The 13,822-nt window shown below is 66.7% G+C and carries 16 protein-coding genes; all 16 read left to right on the plus strand.

Annotated elements, in window-relative coordinates:
• The first annotated feature begins 143 nt into the window (after positions 1 to 143).
• The 16 genes from ACUTAG_RS10945 (at position 144) to ACUTAG_RS11020 (ending at position 13,817) form a co-directional block, all read left to right on the plus strand.
• Complete coding sequence (locus ACUTAG_RS10945) at positions 144 to 395, plus strand: hypothetical protein (RefSeq protein ID WP_142096571.1); 252 nt, start codon at positions 144 to 146, stop codon at positions 393 to 395.
• A 24-nt stretch (positions 396 to 419) separates the two neighbouring features.
• Positions 420 to 812, plus strand: a complete 393-nt coding sequence (locus ACUTAG_RS10950; RefSeq protein WP_150554689.1) for a hypothetical protein — start codon at positions 420 to 422, stop codon at positions 810 to 812.
• A 475-nt stretch (positions 813 to 1,287) separates the two neighbouring features.
• Positions 1,288 to 1,839, plus strand: a complete 552-nt coding sequence (locus ACUTAG_RS10955) for an STY4534 family ICE replication protein (protein WP_446650147.1) — start codon at positions 1,288 to 1,290, stop codon at positions 1,837 to 1,839.
• Between the two features lie 55 nt (positions 1,840 to 1,894).
• Positions 1,895 to 2,506, plus strand: coding sequence for a DUF3275 family protein (locus ACUTAG_RS10960; RefSeq protein ID WP_142096573.1), 612 nt, complete (start codon positions 1,895 to 1,897; stop codon positions 2,504 to 2,506).
• An 89-nt stretch (positions 2,507 to 2,595) separates the two neighbouring features.
• Entirely contained in the window at positions 2,596 to 2,961 is a 366-nt protein-coding gene (locus ACUTAG_RS10965; protein ID WP_446650148.1) for a hypothetical protein, read from the plus strand.
• Between the two features lie 84 nt (positions 2,962 to 3,045).
• Positions 3,046 to 3,696 carry a hypothetical protein gene (locus ACUTAG_RS10970; RefSeq protein WP_446650149.1) on the plus strand — a complete coding sequence of 217 codons (651 nt, stop codon included), beginning with the start codon at positions 3,046 to 3,048 and terminating at the stop codon, positions 3,694 to 3,696.
• A gap of 65 nt (positions 3,697 to 3,761) precedes the next feature.
• A complete protein-coding gene (locus tag ACUTAG_RS10975; protein WP_121493392.1) occupies positions 3,762 to 4,871 on the plus strand; it encodes a DUF6094 domain-containing protein in 1,110 nt (369 codons plus the stop codon).
• A 101-nt stretch (positions 4,872 to 4,972) separates the two neighbouring features.
• Positions 4,973 to 5,278, plus strand: a complete 306-nt coding sequence (locus tag ACUTAG_RS10980; protein ID WP_121493391.1) for a hypothetical protein — start codon at positions 4,973 to 4,975, stop codon at positions 5,276 to 5,278.
• Between the two features lie 110 nt (positions 5,279 to 5,388).
• Entirely contained in the window at positions 5,389 to 7,662 is a 2,274-nt protein-coding gene (locus ACUTAG_RS10985; RefSeq protein ID WP_162949436.1) for a helicase-related protein, read from the plus strand.
• 138 nt (positions 7,663 to 7,800) lie between these two features.
• Entirely contained in the window at positions 7,801 to 8,385 is a 585-nt protein-coding gene (gene pilL2 / locus ACUTAG_RS10990) for a PFGI-1 class ICE element type IV pilus protein PilL2 (protein ID WP_446650150.1), read from the plus strand.
• Positions 8,382 to 9,029 carry a hypothetical protein gene (locus tag ACUTAG_RS10995; RefSeq protein ID WP_446650151.1) on the plus strand — a complete coding sequence of 216 codons (648 nt, stop codon included), beginning with the start codon at positions 8,382 to 8,384 and terminating at the stop codon, positions 9,027 to 9,029. The genes pilL2 and ACUTAG_RS10995 overlap by 4 nt, the downstream gene beginning before the upstream one ends.
• Positions 9,030 to 9,043: 14 nt before the next feature.
• The gene (locus ACUTAG_RS11000) at positions 9,044 to 9,790 is read left to right on the plus strand and encodes a TIGR03759 family integrating conjugative element protein (protein WP_121493408.1); all 747 of its coding nucleotides are present in this window, start codon (positions 9,044 to 9,046) and stop codon (positions 9,788 to 9,790) included.
• A complete protein-coding gene (locus tag ACUTAG_RS11005; protein ID WP_446650152.1) occupies positions 9,775 to 10,353 on the plus strand; it encodes a lytic transglycosylase domain-containing protein in 579 nt (192 codons plus the stop codon). The genes ACUTAG_RS11000 and ACUTAG_RS11005 overlap by 16 nt, the downstream gene beginning before the upstream one ends.
• The gene (locus tag ACUTAG_RS11010; RefSeq protein ID WP_446650153.1) at positions 10,350 to 10,901 is read left to right on the plus strand and encodes an integrating conjugative element protein; all 552 of its coding nucleotides are present in this window, start codon (positions 10,350 to 10,352) and stop codon (positions 10,899 to 10,901) included. Before ACUTAG_RS11005 ends, ACUTAG_RS11010 begins: the two co-directional genes overlap by 4 nt.
• A gap of 10 nt (positions 10,902 to 10,911) precedes the next feature.
• Positions 10,912 to 13,071: a type IV conjugative transfer system coupling protein TraD gene (gene traD / locus ACUTAG_RS11015; protein WP_446650154.1), complete on the plus strand. Its 2,160-nt coding sequence runs from the start codon at positions 10,912 to 10,914 to the stop codon at positions 13,069 to 13,071.
• A complete protein-coding gene (locus ACUTAG_RS11020; RefSeq protein ID WP_124086369.1) occupies positions 13,068 to 13,817 on the plus strand; it encodes a TIGR03747 family integrating conjugative element membrane protein in 750 nt (249 codons plus the stop codon). The genes traD and ACUTAG_RS11020 overlap by 4 nt, the downstream gene beginning before the upstream one ends.
• The last annotated feature ends 5 nt before the right edge of the window (positions 13,818 to 13,822 follow it).

Below are 13,822 nucleotides of genomic sequence, written 5' to 3' on the forward strand. Positions count from 1 at the left end.
TGATCGATCCAGTCCGCCTCGCACCGACCACCGCGGACGCGCGTCGCCACGACGCGTGGTGCTTTCGATGTTCAACCTTTCGGGAGGTCTCCGCTCCCGACGGGGCGTGGTGCTCCCGGTCTTCAACCACCAGGAGGAACCACATGTCTCTCGCGTTCGCAACAGCCCCTTTGAGTGCTGAACAGGCCCGCGCCGAATCCATCGGCTACCAGGCCCTGGCCTACGTCGGCAAGCGCCTGCCCCTGCAGGTGCTGTGCAGCGCAGCCGGCCACTACATCGGCACCGCCGATGCGGATGGTCCCGTCTCGCGCGAGTCGGCCAGCTTCTTCCGCTCGCACCACGCTGCCGAGCACGCCCTGCAAACGGGCCGCTGGCAGCAGCGCCTCCACCCGTGAATCCAATCACCAGGAGCCCCCGTCATGAACCGTGCTCTGCCTCAAGAGGTACTTGATCAGATCAAGCTGGAAAAACAGCACTTCGCCGCCGCGCCCCAAGCCTTCTTCGAGGCGTGGAAGCGCGGCGTGAACATCGCCGGTGCCGAATGGTTCGGCGACGGCACACGCGAAGGTCTGCAGCGTGCCACCACCAAGTGGGACCTGCGGCCCAACATGCTGATGCTCAACGACGCACTGGGTGTGCTGAGCAGCGGTCAACGGATGTTCCTGTCCGCGATGGTGAGCTTCTACAACGCCCGCGAGGGCGGCGCGATGCTCAAGCGTTGCGGCTTCGAGGGGCTGTCCGACCTCGGCGGCCTCGACCTGGAGCGGCGCAAGGTCCTCGCCGACCTCACGCTGCACTACAACGGCTGGTGAGCCGCGCCTGGCAACCCACCGTCCTTTCATCCCACCCGACGAGGGACATGCGTCCCCGTTCGGGGCCATGTCCCTCCTTCTTTTCGCAGGAGCGGCCATGTCCCAAATCACCATCTTCCACTGACCTGCACCGCCCGCCACCAGGGCGGCCCGACGCCGCGGCCGGCTGACCGGTTGCCACTTCATCCACCCGCTGGGGTTTAAGGCAACGCTGATCAAGTAATCGAAACGGGCAGCGATCCGGATCATGAGGTTCTTGGATCGGTGATCAGCCGTCCTTCCATGCCCGTTTCCGGGTGCGACGCGGTTCCGACCGCGTTGATCACACCAGTTCGCACCGGCATCCATGCGCGAACGGCCATCGGTTCTCGATGGCGATGCCACCAAGCTGTTCCATCAACCCACGCGGGGGTTCCACACCTTCCCCGCCTTGGGTCGGGTGTGTCTCCGCCTCATTGTTCCCAGGAGATTCACCATGACCACTTCCACCGAAAAGTCCTACTTCGATCTGCACATCACCGGCCTCGGGTACCTCAATCGCATCCGCGAAGTGAAGCCCAAGAAAGGCGATGCGTTCCTGGCCTGCGACATCGCAGCCCTGAACGGTCCCAGCGATGACGTCTCGTATGTGCGTTTCGACACGCGCGTATCGGGATCGGAAGCGCAGCACCTGGTGCGCCGCTGCATTCAGGCGGTCGACGCCGAGAAGAAGGTGATGATCGGCTTCCGCCTGGGCGACCTGTGGACCGACACCTTTACCTACTCCAAGGGCAAGCGTGCCGGCGAGCAGGGGGTGAGCCTCAAGGCCCGCCTGCTGTTCGTCAGTTGGATCAAGGTCGACGGCAAGCTCGTCTACAAGTCCGAACCCAAGCCGACCGAGACCGACGAGCGGGAGCCGGAAGTCCCTGTGACGTCCGACGCGCCCGCTGCGCAGCAAGCCTCGGCACCGGAGCCTTCCGAGCCCGTTACCGATGCTGCCAAAGACGCAGCCGATGCGCCCGCACTGGCCGTTGCCGAGTCGTTCTGATCCGCAAGGCCCCATCCCCGGGGCCTTGTCTTCTCTTCGTCAGCAGGAGACCTTCATGATCACCATCCCCGGCCAACTGGCCATCAAGACCATCCACGGCAGGAACGGCGACTTCAACGTCGGCCGCCTGGCGACCTCGATCGGCGAGTTCGTCGTGAAGAACGCCGAACTCGATCAGTACCGCGAGGGCAAGTACGACGGTGATTTCGTCATCGTCGAGATTCGCCCCTCCACGTACAACGCCAACGGCCGCATGGTCATCGAGATCCGCGCCCATCTGGGCGGGATGACGCTGTCCAACATCGACGCCCTGAGCCGCGACGAAGCCCGCCGGCTGAGTCCGCAGGAAGTCGATCCGATCGACGAGGAAGCGCAGACGCCCGCGCCGGCATCGCCCCCGGCCAAGCCGAAGGCGAAGCCGCGCAGTCCGCGCGATCCCCTGATCGATACCACGCCGTTCGGCAGCGAACCGGCCCCCGTGTCCGCTGCGGCCTCGGCCGAGGCAGACGACGCGGCGCTGTTCGGTGCCTTGTGGCCTCTGGGCGAGACCGTGAAGCTCGATGCGACCGTGGATCGTCGTGTGCTGCGTCAGCAGCGCGACCGTCTCGACAAGCTGGGCTACGAGTTCGCTCCGTTGTCCCAGGACTGGCACCTCAAGGCTGCCTGATCCATCCGCCGCCTTGCGCGGCATTCCGCCACCCGCCGGGGCTCTCCCCCGACGGGGATGGCTCCGGCCTTTTCTTCAAGGAGACCCTCATGGGCTGGACCTTCGTTCGTCAGACGCGCGATCAGTTGATCCGCGAGTTGCTCGCTCCGCAGGCGTCCGAACGCGCTTGCTGCGAAGTCATCGACCACACACTGGACGGCGACGTCCTGTGGACCGTGGTTCGCGTCACCGCCAGGCAGGCGGGCGTCATGGGCCTCGCGGCCGGTGAGTCCGTCTGCTACATCGGCTGCCATCTGCTGGAAAGCTCGGGCGGCGATTGGGGCTACAAGTCCCTCGACGAGTCCGTGCATCCGTACTACTACTCGTGCCCGCTGCGCTATCTCGACATGGCGCCGGTGCAAAGCCCCGAGTGGCGCGAGCGGGTCCACCGCTTCCACGCTGGGCGCGCTGCCTAGCGGAACGTATCTTCCTTCACCCAACCGGGGCAAGCACGGCCCCGCGGGCTGTGGTTGCTCCTTCTTTTCCAAGAGGACATCACCATGCCTGCACCTTCTTCCGCGAAGCCGCTGTACCGCATCGACGAATGCCCCGACCTCATGGCCGACGGTTGCGTCGGTGACGAGCAGGGCAATCTGGTCTTTCTCTCGATCTGGGCGCGCGACACCGCCGTTCAGGAGTTCCTCGCCCGCCTGACCCTCGGCCGGGACGAACAGGGGCTGGACCAGTTCCACGTCATCACCGAGCAGGGCGCATCCATCCCGGTCTTCGTCGGCAACGTCGAGAACCTGGAAAAGCGCATCACCCGTGCCTATCGGCGAACGCTGTTCGGTTCGCTGACAAATCTGTGGCTGTTCGATCGTCGCTGCGTGAAGCCAGACAAGGCCAACGCCAGCGCGCTGGCGCTTCTGCCCAGGGATTCCGCTCACCGGCTCGACCGGCTGTGGACGCTGGTGCAGGAGACCTGCCCGCTGCCACTGCTCGACCACTGGCGCGACACCGTGCTGGCGCTGTTGCAGACACGGCGAATGCTGACCGGTCTTCCCTTGGCCCTCGGGCCGCTGGGAGGCCATCGGCTGGCCCTCGATGTCCCGGCGCTGACGAAGGCGTTGGGCGAGCTGATCCGCAACGGCACCCTCGGCGCCACGCAGTACGAACTGGCCGCGAACGCACCGCTTCGGCGTGTGGCGTGAGCCATCCCCACGGGCATGCGCGCCGCGCGTGCCCGCCTTCCTTCATCCATCACCAGGAGAAATCCATGGCACTCATGTTTCCGCGCCTGGCGCGCAACTTCATTCGTAACGGCTACTTCCCCACCGACGAGCCGACGCTGGAGCGGGCCTTGTCCGCGCTGGCGCCGTCTCCCGGCGCCATGTCCATCCTCGATCCCTGCGCCGGCGAAGGCGTGGCGATCGCTGAAGCCGCCCACGCCCTCGGGCGCGAGCAGGTCCAGGCCTTCGCCGTCGAGTACGACGCCGAGCGTGCCCGCCACGCACGGAAACTGGTCGATCGCTGCATCCACGGTGACCTGATGGACACGCTGATCTCGCGCCAGTCCTTCGGGCTGCTGTGGCTGAACCCGCCGTATGGCGACCTGAGCAAGGACGTGAACGGCAACATCGGCTATCAGGGTCAGGGCCGTGCGCGGCTGGAAAAGCTGTTCTACCAGCGTGCGCTGCCGCTGCTGCAGTACGGCGGCGTGTTGATCTTCATCGTGCCGTCCTACGTGCTTGACGCCGAGCTGGTCGGATGGCTGACGCGCCACTTCGCCGACCTGCGTATCTACCGTGCGGTGGAAACGCAGTTCAAGCAGGTGGTGATCTTCGGTCGCAGGATTCGTCAGCGCGACCAGGCATCGGAATCGGCCAAGGCCGTGCGCGGTCTGCTGCTGCAGATCGGACAGGGTGACGCCGAAGCCGAGGAGCTGCCGCTCGAATGGCCGTTCCTGCCGTACACCGTCCCTGCCAGCCCGGCCGAGCCGGAGCACTTCTATCGCGTGACGATGGAGCCCGAGCAGTTCGCCGATGAAGTCGGCCGGCTGCAAGGACTCTGGCCGGCGCTCGATACGCACCTGGGCGCCGCGCAGCAATCGCTGCGTCCGCCCGCGCGGGCCTTGTCGCACTGGCATCTCGCCCTGGCCTTGGCCGCAGGTGCGATCTCCGGCGTAGTGAAGTCCAAGAGCGGGCGCGTGCTCGTCGTCAAAGGTGATACCCACAAGGAGAAGACCCTCCAGACGGAATACACCGAACGCGACGACGGCTCCGTGGCCGAGACGCGCATCCTCACCGACAAGTTCGTGCCGGTCATCCGCGCATGGGACTTGACGCTGGGCTCACCCACGTGGGGCGAAGTGCTGACCATCCGCTGATCGCTGTTCCCTGACGGTTCGCCGTCGCTTTCATCCACCCACCGGGGTCACGTTGCCCCGATGGGGTGCCGTGGCCCCTTCTTCCAGAAGGAGATACCACCATGGCACTCGCAGTCCTCAACATCGCCTCACAAGCACGCTTTTCGCCCGGGCAGGTGGTCATGACCGCCGGCGTCGACGAGCTGGTCCGACAGGGCCGGCTCAACCCCACGCCGTACCTGCGCCGCCATCTTCATGGCGACTGGGGCGACCTGGACGACAGCGATCGGCGGCAGAACGACGCCGCGCTGAAGTCCGGCGAGGATCGTCTGTTCTCGTCCTACCAGGTCACGCGCGACCTGAAGCTCTGGATCATCACCGAATGGGATCGCAGCGTCACCACGCTGCTGTTGCCCAGCGAATACTGATCCGCATCCAGCGGCACCTACACGTTTCTTTGCCGCGTCTTTCTTCCCACCCAGGGGCATGTCACCGCCCCGTGTGGGAGGTGCATGCCCCATTGCTTTGGAGCATCACCATGTCCCTCGATCTCGAAACCGTTCCCGTAACCGCTGTGCAGGGCGACCTGCTCGAAGCGGCATCTTCTCCTCTCACACTCAGCCTGCAGGATTTCGTATCGGAGTTCGGCGACGAGTTGCTCGATTCGCTGAACCGCGCCAATCCTCCGGTCTACACCGGTCAGGTGCGGGTGCATCGGCAAATGATCCTCGCCGCACTCAAGCGCAAGCTGTTCCCGGCGCAAGCCGATGTGGTCCATGCCGTCACCGAGCTACTGGTCGACCGCGGCGAACGCGCCGCGATCGTCAATGGCGAGATGGGTTGCGGCAAGACGACCGTCGGCATCGCCACGGCCGCCGTGCTCAACGCCGAAGGCTACCGCCGCACCCTGGTGCTCTCGCCACCCCACCTGGTCTACAAGTGGCGGCGCGAGATCCAGGAGACGGTGGCCGGTGCCAAGGTCTGGGTGCTCAACGGCCCGGACACGCTGGTCAAGCTGCTGAAACTGCGCGAGCAGTTGGGCGTGCCGGCCCAGGGCCAGGAGTTCTTCGTCCTGGGCCGCGTGCGGATGCGGATGGGGTTCCACTGGAAACCTGTCTTCGTTCGGCGGCGCACCCCTCACGGCGACGTGGGGGCCTGCCCGGATTGCGGGCATGTCGTCACCGACCTCGACGGCGAGCCGATCAACCCGGTCGAGCTGGAAGCCGAGGAGTCCCGCCGCAAGTGCAGCCACTGCCGTGCACCGCTGTGGACGCTGATCCGACCGAGGGGCTTGTCCGCGAGCGACCAGTCCTCGACCGTGCTCAAGGCACTGAAGCGTATTCCAACCATCGGCGAAGTCACCGCGCAGAAGCTGATGCAGAAGTTCGGTGACGCCTTCCTCGCGTCGATGCTCGGGGACAACATCCACGAGTTCATCAACCTGATGGACGACCGCGGCGAACTGGTCTTCTCGGATCGGCAAGCCCACCGGATGGAACGCGCGATGGCCAACATGGAGTTTGGCTTCGGCGAGGGCGGCTACCAGCCGTCCGAGTTCATCAAGAGGCAGCTTCCCCAGGGCACGTTCGACCTGCTCATCGCCGACGAGGCACACGAGTACAAGAACGGCGGCTCCGCACAGGGCCAGGCCATGGGGGTGTTGGCGGCCAAGGCGCGCAAGACGCTGCTGCTCACCGGCACGCTGATGGGCGGCTACGGCGACGACCTGTTCCACCTGCTGTTCCGAGCCCTGCCGGGGCGGATGATCGAAGACGGCTACCGGCCGACGAAGAGCGGCAGCATGACGTCGGCCGCGATGGCGTTCATGCGCGATCACGGTGTCTTGAAGGACATCTACTCCGAGAGCACCGGCACGGCGCACAAGACGGCCAAGGGCACCAAGGTATCGGTACGCACGGTCAAGGCGCCGGGTTTCGGTCCCAAGGGCGTGCTGCGTTGCGTCCTGCCGTTCACCGTCTTCCTCAAGCTGAAGGACATCGGTGGCAACGTGCTGCCGCCCTACGACGAGGAGTTCCGCGAAGTCGCGATGGACACGGCGCAAGCCGCGGCCTATCGCGATCTGGCGGGTCGGCTGACCCAGGAGCTGAAGCAGGCCCTGGCGAAGCGCGACACGACGCTGCTCGGTGTGGTCCTCAACGTGCTGCTGGCCTGGCCGGACTGCTGCTTCCGGTCGGAAACGGTGGTGCATCCGCGCACGCGCAACACCTTGGCGTTCGTACCGGCTCAGTTCAACGAACTGGAGGTGATGCCCAAGGAACGCGAGCTGATCGAGATCTGCCGGCAGGAGAAGGCGGAAGGTCGCAAGACCCTGGTCTATTCGGTCTACACCGGCACGCGCGACACCACGTCGCGCTTGAAGGTGCTGCTGGAGCAGGAAGGCTTCAAGGTGGCGGTACTGCGCGCGAGCGTGGATGCCTCCCGCCGCGAGGACTGGATCGCCGAGCAGTTGGACCGTGGCATCGACGTGCTCATCACCAATCCCGAACTGGTGAAAACCGGCCTGGACCTGCTGGACTTCCCGACCATCGTGTTCCTCCAGAGCGGGTACAACGTGTATTCGCTGCAGCAGGCCGCCCGGCGCTCCTGGCGCATTGGCCAGAAGCAGCCGGTGCGCGTGATCTACCTCGGCTACGCCAACTCCTCGCAGATGACCTGCCTGGGGTTGATGGCCCGGAAGATCATGGTGTCGCAAAGCACGTCGGGCGACGTGCCGGAGTCCGGGCTCGATGTCCTGAACCAGGACGGTGATTCCGTCGAGGTGGCATTGGCACGACAGCTCGTGGCGGCATGATCCATGCCTTGCATGCCGGCGGCCTTATGGTCGCCGGCATTTTTCCTGGCAAATCGGGAGCCGACGGATTCGCTTTGTTTGCTGCGGCAGAGGGCCGGCGCGGCGATGGTGATGGCTCGTTGTTCAGGACACCGATCCATGCGCCCATCCCGCCAGCCCTTCCGTATCGCCGGACGCAGCCATCTGATCCGTTTGCCCGGCTTGCTCCTGGCCGCCATGGCCAGCGGCTGCGCGATGACGAACGCCGTGCCACCGACGCCCGCATCCGAAGCCATCGACATCGCGCCCGAAGCCGTGCCGGATTTCGTGCCGGTGACGCGGTATGGCCGCTACACCCTGGTTGAACTCGCGCCGACGGCGGCCCAGCACGACGTGTTGCTGCAAGTGGTGGATGTGGATATCCCCGGCACGCTGGGCGCCACCGTCGGGGATGCCCTCCGGCACCTCGTCCTGCGTTCCGGCTACCGACTGTGCGACGAACAGTCCGCCGATCTGCTGGCCTTGCCGTTGCCGGCGGCTCACTACCGGCTCGGCCCGCTCCTGCTGCGCGACGCGCTCTTGACCCTGGCCGGTCCCGCCTGGGATCTGCAGGTCGACGACGGTGAGCGGAAGGTGTGCTTCATCCGCAGACTCAGGGAGGCTCGTACGCAGCACGAGCCCAAGCCACCGGAAATCAACCGTTCGGCTGAGCCCGCTCCGCTGATCCAGGAGGTTGCGCCATGACCATCCGGGACTCGGCGACGGGCCAGCGCACGACGCTGCTGCGGGTCGCGGCCGCAACCTGGTTGTTGCTCGTCAGCGCGGTGGTGCTGGTGGATCACATGGCCTTGTCCGGGCTGGCTGAACAGACCCAGGCCTTCGCGCCCACCGCGCAGGTGTCTCTGCTCGAATCCCGAGTGGATGGCCTCTCGCATCGGATCGAACAACGCCATACTGAGCCCGCCGCCTTGCCGCAGGCGCGCTACGAGCAGGACACCGCGGCGTTGGACCAACGGCTGGCGGCGATCGAGCTGGCGCAGGCCCACTACGCCGCCACCGATGCGCTGCACGCATTGGAAAACCGCGTCACGCGACTGGAAGCCCGCCCGGTCTCGCGCCAGCCAAAACTGCCCGCACCACGGCCGTCCCAACCTGTGACGGCCCAACCCAAGCCTGTTGAGCCTTCATTCCGCCTGATCGGAGTGGAACTGCGTGCGGGAGAGCATTTCGTGTCGGTGATGCCTGTCGGTGGCACCGGGCTGGCCGATGTCCGCCTGCTGCGCGCCGGCGAGTCGGAGGCCGGCTGGCGGCTGGACGGCATCGAGCGCGATGGCGCCGTCTTCCAGCAGGGTGACGAGATCCGCCGGCTGCCCATCCCGCCCCGATAGGGAGGCCCATGCCGATGGTCCCGCGCTACTTGATCCCGCCATTGATGGCCGTGTTGCTGGCCGCTCCCGCCATGCAGGTGGCACTTGCCCAGCCCACCGGTGCAACCACCGCGGCCAGGACGGCGCCGAGCCGTGAAGCGCCTGCGGCCATCGCTCGCAGCGACGAACAGCGGGCGCAGGACTGGGGGCTGCGCACGGACGAATGGACGCGCTACCGCGAGTTGATGCAGGGGCCACTGGGTGTCTACTCGCCCAGCCTCGACCCGCTCACGGTCCTCGGCATCGAAGCACGTTCCGACGAGGAGCGCCGCCGCTACGCGGAACTGCAGGTTCGGGCCGAAGCCCGGCGGGTCGAGAAGACGCTGGCCTACCAGCGTGCCTACGACGCCGCCTGGCAACGGATCGCGCCGGGCATGGCGCGGGTCAACCTGCCCGGTGCCAAGCCGACCGGCGCGGGCACCGCCATCGCATCAGGCGCCGACCGAATCGCCGTCTTCGTGAAGGACGGCTGTACCGCCTGCGACCAGGCCGTGCAGCGGCTGCAGGCGTCGGGCGTCGAGTTCGATGTCTATGTCGTCGGCAGTCGCGCCGACGACGCGCGCATCCGTGAATGGGCACGCCGGGCCCGTATCGACCCGGCGAAGGTGCACGCCCGGCACATCACCCTCAACCACGACGGTGGCCGCTGGCTGTCCCTCGGCCTGCAGGGCGAACTGCCCGCCGTCGTGCGCCAGGTCGGCGGCCAATGGCAGCGACAGTAGGCCTCGCGCGTCTCGCGCTCCTGCTGCTGGCTTGCTGGCCACTCGGCCAGGCGAAGGCCGGGGAGGTTCCGCCGCCGGCCTACCAGTTCGCGGCACAGCGTGCGGGCATTCCGGCGGCGGTGTTGTACGCGGTGGCCTTGCAGGAGAGTGGCACCCGGTACCACGGCCGCCTCGTGCCCTGGCCCTGGACGCTCAACGTGGCCGGGGCATCGCATCGGTTCGCCACCCGCACCGAGGCCTGCGCCGGCCTGCACCAGGCATTGCGCGACGTGCCGCGCACCCGCATCGACGCCGGCCTGGGCCAGATCAACCTGGGCTACCAGCGTCACCGCTACGACCACCCCTGCGAACTGCTCGATCCCTATCGGAACCTGGCGCTGGCCGCGCAGATCCTGCGCGAGCAGCACGCGCCTGGCCAGGACTGGCTGATCACGATCGGCCGCTACCACCGTCCCGCTGGTGGCGCACCCGCTGCGCGCTACCGCCAAAGCGTTGGACGCCACCTGGCCCGCGTTCTGGGCGAGCCAGCGCGGGGCGCGGATACCCGGAGAACCCTGCCATGAAGCCTCGAATCTTCCGTCCGGCTGTGCCGTGGCTGATCGGCTTGCTGCCGCTCGTGTCCGTGCCAGCCGCTTTCGCACAATCGCCGCCCTTGATCGTCGTCGAGGATCACGGCGGTGCCTCCGCGCTGCCTTATTACCAGGCCCTGGACCTGCAACCGCGCACCGGAAGCAGGCCATCTCCCAGGATCGAGATGCCACGCCTGCCCGAAGGGCCTTCTGGCGAGGCGGCCATGCTGCCGGTGCGTTCTGCCCATTTGGCCCCTGGCGATGTGGCTCCCCGGGCGATCCAGGCGCCTGGGCTCACTCCGATGTTCCTGGTTGGTGATGACCAGCGCTCCCATGCCTGGCTGCGCCAGCGTGCCCCGGCGCTGCGCGAGCTCGGGGCCGTGGGGTTGGTGGTCCAGGTCGAGTCACCACGGGCACTTGCGTCACTGCGTGCCCTGGCGCCCGGGCTGATGCTGGCGCCGGCGTCCGGGGACGAACTGGCCAGGCGCCTGGGGCTGCGCCACTACCCGGTGCTGGTGACCGCCACCGGCATCGAACAGTGAGGAATGCCCGATGGCCCAGCCGCACGCCGTCGAAGTCCTGCTGCGGCCAGCGGTGGAGCTATACACCGTTGCCGTATGCGCAGGCGCCGCGGTGGTGTGCGTGGTGGCACCGTGGTCGCTCGCGTTGAATCCGGTACTCGGCCTCGGCAGCGCGCTGGCCTTCCTGGCCTTCGGCGCGATTCGCCTGCGCGACGCCTGGGCCATCCTGCGCTACCGCCGCCACATCCGTCGTCTGCCACGCTACGTGATGACGAGCCGTGACGTGCCAGTGAGCCAGTACCGCCTGTTCGTTGGGCGTGGCTTCCGCTGGGAGCAACGACACACCCATCGGCTGACGCAGACCTACAAGCCCGAGTTCCGGCGCTACGCCGAACCGACGACGTTCTACCGCCTGGCGCGCCGCCTGGAGGAGCGGCTGGAGTTCGCGCCGCCGCCGCTGCCTAGGCTGGCGCGGGCATTGGCCTGGGATAGCCCGCTCAATCCGGTCCGGCCGCTGCCGCCCGTGGGTGGCATGCCGCGCCTGCATGGCATCGAGCCGCACGAGACCGACGTCACCCTGCCGCTGGGCGAGCGTGTGGGCCACACCCTGGTGCTCGGTACCACGCGCGTGGGCAAGACGCGCCTGGCCGAACTGTTCATCACGCAGGACATCCGCCGCAAGGTCCATGGCGAGCACGAGGTGGTCATCGTCTTCGATCCCAAGGGCGATGCCGATCTGCTCAAGCGCATGTATGTCGAGGCCAGGCGAGCCGGACGCGAGGGCGAAATGTACGTGTTCCACCTGGGCTGGCCCGACATCTCGGCACGCTACAACGCCGTGGGCCGGTTCGGGCGCATCTCGGAGGTCGCCACGCGCGTTGCGGGGCAGCTTTCCGGCGAGGGCAACAGCGCCGCGTTCCGCGAGTTCGCCTGGCGCTTCGTCAACATCATCGCGCGCGCCCTGGTGGAACTGGGGCAGCGGCCAGACTACCTGCTGATCCAGCGGCACGTCGTCAACATCGACGCGCTGTTCATCGAGTACGCCCAGCACTTCTTCGCCCGAACCGAGCCCAAGGCCTGGGAGGTGATCGTCCAACTCGAAGGACGACTCAACGACAAGACCATCCCGCGCCACATGGTCGGGCGAGAGAAGCGGGTGGTGGCACTGGAGCAGTACCTGTCGCAGACGCGAACCTATGACGCCGTGCTCGACGGCCTGCGCTCCGCGGTGCGCTACGACCGCACCTACTTCGACAAGATCGTCGCTTCGCTGTTGCCGCTGCTGGAGAAGCTCACCACCGGCAAGATCGCGCAACTGCTCGCGCCGAACTATTCCGACCTGTGCGACCCGCGCCCGATCTTCGACTGGATGCAGATCATCAGGAAGCGGGCCGTGGTCTATGTGGGGCTGGATGCGCTGTCCGACGCCGAAGTGGCGGCGGCCGTCGGCAACAGCATGTTCAGCGACCTGGTGTCGGTGGCGGGGCACATCTACAAGCACGGCATTGACGATGGCCTGCCAGGTGCATCGGCCAATGCCAAGGTCGCCATCAACGTTCATGCGGACGAGTTCAACGAACTGATGGGCGATGAGTTCATCCCGCTCATCAACAAGGGTGGCGGTGCGGGCATGCAGGTCACGGCCTATACGCAGACGCTCTCGGACATCGAGGCGCGCATCGGCAATCGCGCCAAGGCCGGCCAGGTCATCGGCAACTTCAACAACCTGTTCATGCTGCGGGTGCGGGAGACCGCCACCGCCGAACTGCTGACACGACAACTGCCGAAGGTGGAGGTCTACACCACCACCCTGGTCAGCGGCGCCACCGACAGTTCCGACATCCACGGCCAGACCGACTTCACTAGCAACGCGCAGGACCGCATCAGCACGTCGAGCGTGCCGCTCATCGAGCCTGCGCACGTGGTCGGCCTGCCCAAGGGGCAGTGCTTCGCCCTCATCGAAGGCGGCAACCTGTGGAAGGTCCGCATGCCGTTGCCGGCGCCCGATCCGGACGAAGCCATGCCCCGGGACCTGCAACAACTGGCCGGCTACATGCGCCAGCACTACGCCGAGGCGGGCGAATGGTGGGAGGGCAACGGGCAGCCCCCGTTGCATGACGACGACGCGTTGCCAGCAAATCTGGCCGAGGAAGTGCAAGAAGGCACGCCGGATGAAGAGGCCCCATCGTGAAAGAGCCCGCCGCGACCGCTGAGCGACAGCAGGCACGCCAACGAGGCCTGGTCGCCAGCGTGGTCACGCTGCCGTGGCGCCTGTTCGGCGTACTGGTCGCCTCGCTGCTGCTGTCCATCGTCATCGAATGCGTCGGCATGCACCTGTTCTGGCCAGACCAGGGCTGGCGCCACGCGCAGGGCATGCTCGACTACGAACTGAACCAGCTCTCCACCCATTTCACCCGGAGCGCCGTCGTGCAGGAGCCGGGACGCACCGCGCGCTGGCTGGTGGAGGGCACCTACGAGTGGGTTTTCGTGAAGACGGGCTTGTTGGACTGGATGCGCGACGCCTCGGCGCAGACTAGCGCCGGCAGCCATCGCCCGACCAAGGATTTCCGCTATTACATCGGCTTGGTCTACGTGAGCGTGGAGAGCTACCTGATCGCGGCGGCCTACACGACGCTGGTCTTCCTCGTGCGGCTGCTGGTGCTGTGCCTGACCCTGCCGCTGTTCCTGATGGCCGCCTTCGTCGGCCTCGTGGACGGCCTAGTGCGCCGGGACATCCGCCGCTTCGGCGCGGGACGCGAATCGGGGTTCATCTATCACCGTGCCAGAGCCAGCCTGATCCCGCTGGCCGTGCTGCCGTGGGTGACTTACCTGGCGCTGCCGGTCAGCGTGAACCCGCTGCTGATCCTGCTGCCCAGCGCCGCGTTGCTCGGCGTGGCGGTGTGCATTGCGGCGGCGACGTTCAAGAAGTACCTGTAAGAACG

The sequence above is a fragment of the Achromobacter sp. CSND-B12 genome (assembly GCF_052906545.1).

Coding starts and splice junctions, on each gene's coding strand:
- ACUTAG_RS10945 (WP_142096571.1), top strand. CDS start 144: ATGTCTCTCGCGTTCGCAACAGCCCCTTTGAGTGCTGAACAGGCCCGC.
- ACUTAG_RS10950 (WP_150554689.1), top strand. CDS start 420: ATGAACCGTGCTCTGCCTCAAGAGGTACTTGATCAGATCAAGCTGGAA.
- ACUTAG_RS10955 (WP_446650147.1), top strand. CDS start 1,288: ATGACCACTTCCACCGAAAAGTCCTACTTCGATCTGCACATCACCGGC.
- ACUTAG_RS10960 (WP_142096573.1), top strand. CDS start 1,895: ATGATCACCATCCCCGGCCAACTGGCCATCAAGACCATCCACGGCAGG.
- ACUTAG_RS10965 (WP_446650148.1), top strand. CDS start 2,596: ATGGGCTGGACCTTCGTTCGTCAGACGCGCGATCAGTTGATCCGCGAG.
- ACUTAG_RS10970 (WP_446650149.1), top strand. CDS start 3,046: ATGCCTGCACCTTCTTCCGCGAAGCCGCTGTACCGCATCGACGAATGC.
- ACUTAG_RS10975 (WP_121493392.1), top strand. CDS start 3,762: ATGGCACTCATGTTTCCGCGCCTGGCGCGCAACTTCATTCGTAACGGC.
- ACUTAG_RS10980 (WP_121493391.1), top strand. CDS start 4,973: ATGGCACTCGCAGTCCTCAACATCGCCTCACAAGCACGCTTTTCGCCC.
- ACUTAG_RS10985 (WP_162949436.1), top strand. CDS start 5,389: ATGTCCCTCGATCTCGAAACCGTTCCCGTAACCGCTGTGCAGGGCGAC.
- pilL2 (WP_446650150.1), top strand. CDS start 7,801: ATGCGCCCATCCCGCCAGCCCTTCCGTATCGCCGGACGCAGCCATCTG.
- ACUTAG_RS10995 (WP_446650151.1), top strand. CDS start 8,382: ATGACCATCCGGGACTCGGCGACGGGCCAGCGCACGACGCTGCTGCGG.
- ACUTAG_RS11000 (WP_121493408.1), top strand. CDS start 9,044: ATGGTCCCGCGCTACTTGATCCCGCCATTGATGGCCGTGTTGCTGGCC.
- ACUTAG_RS11005 (WP_446650152.1), top strand. CDS start 9,775: ATGGCAGCGACAGTAGGCCTCGCGCGTCTCGCGCTCCTGCTGCTGGCT.
- ACUTAG_RS11010 (WP_446650153.1), top strand. CDS start 10,350: ATGAAGCCTCGAATCTTCCGTCCGGCTGTGCCGTGGCTGATCGGCTTG.
- traD (WP_446650154.1), top strand. CDS start 10,912: ATGGCCCAGCCGCACGCCGTCGAAGTCCTGCTGCGGCCAGCGGTGGAG.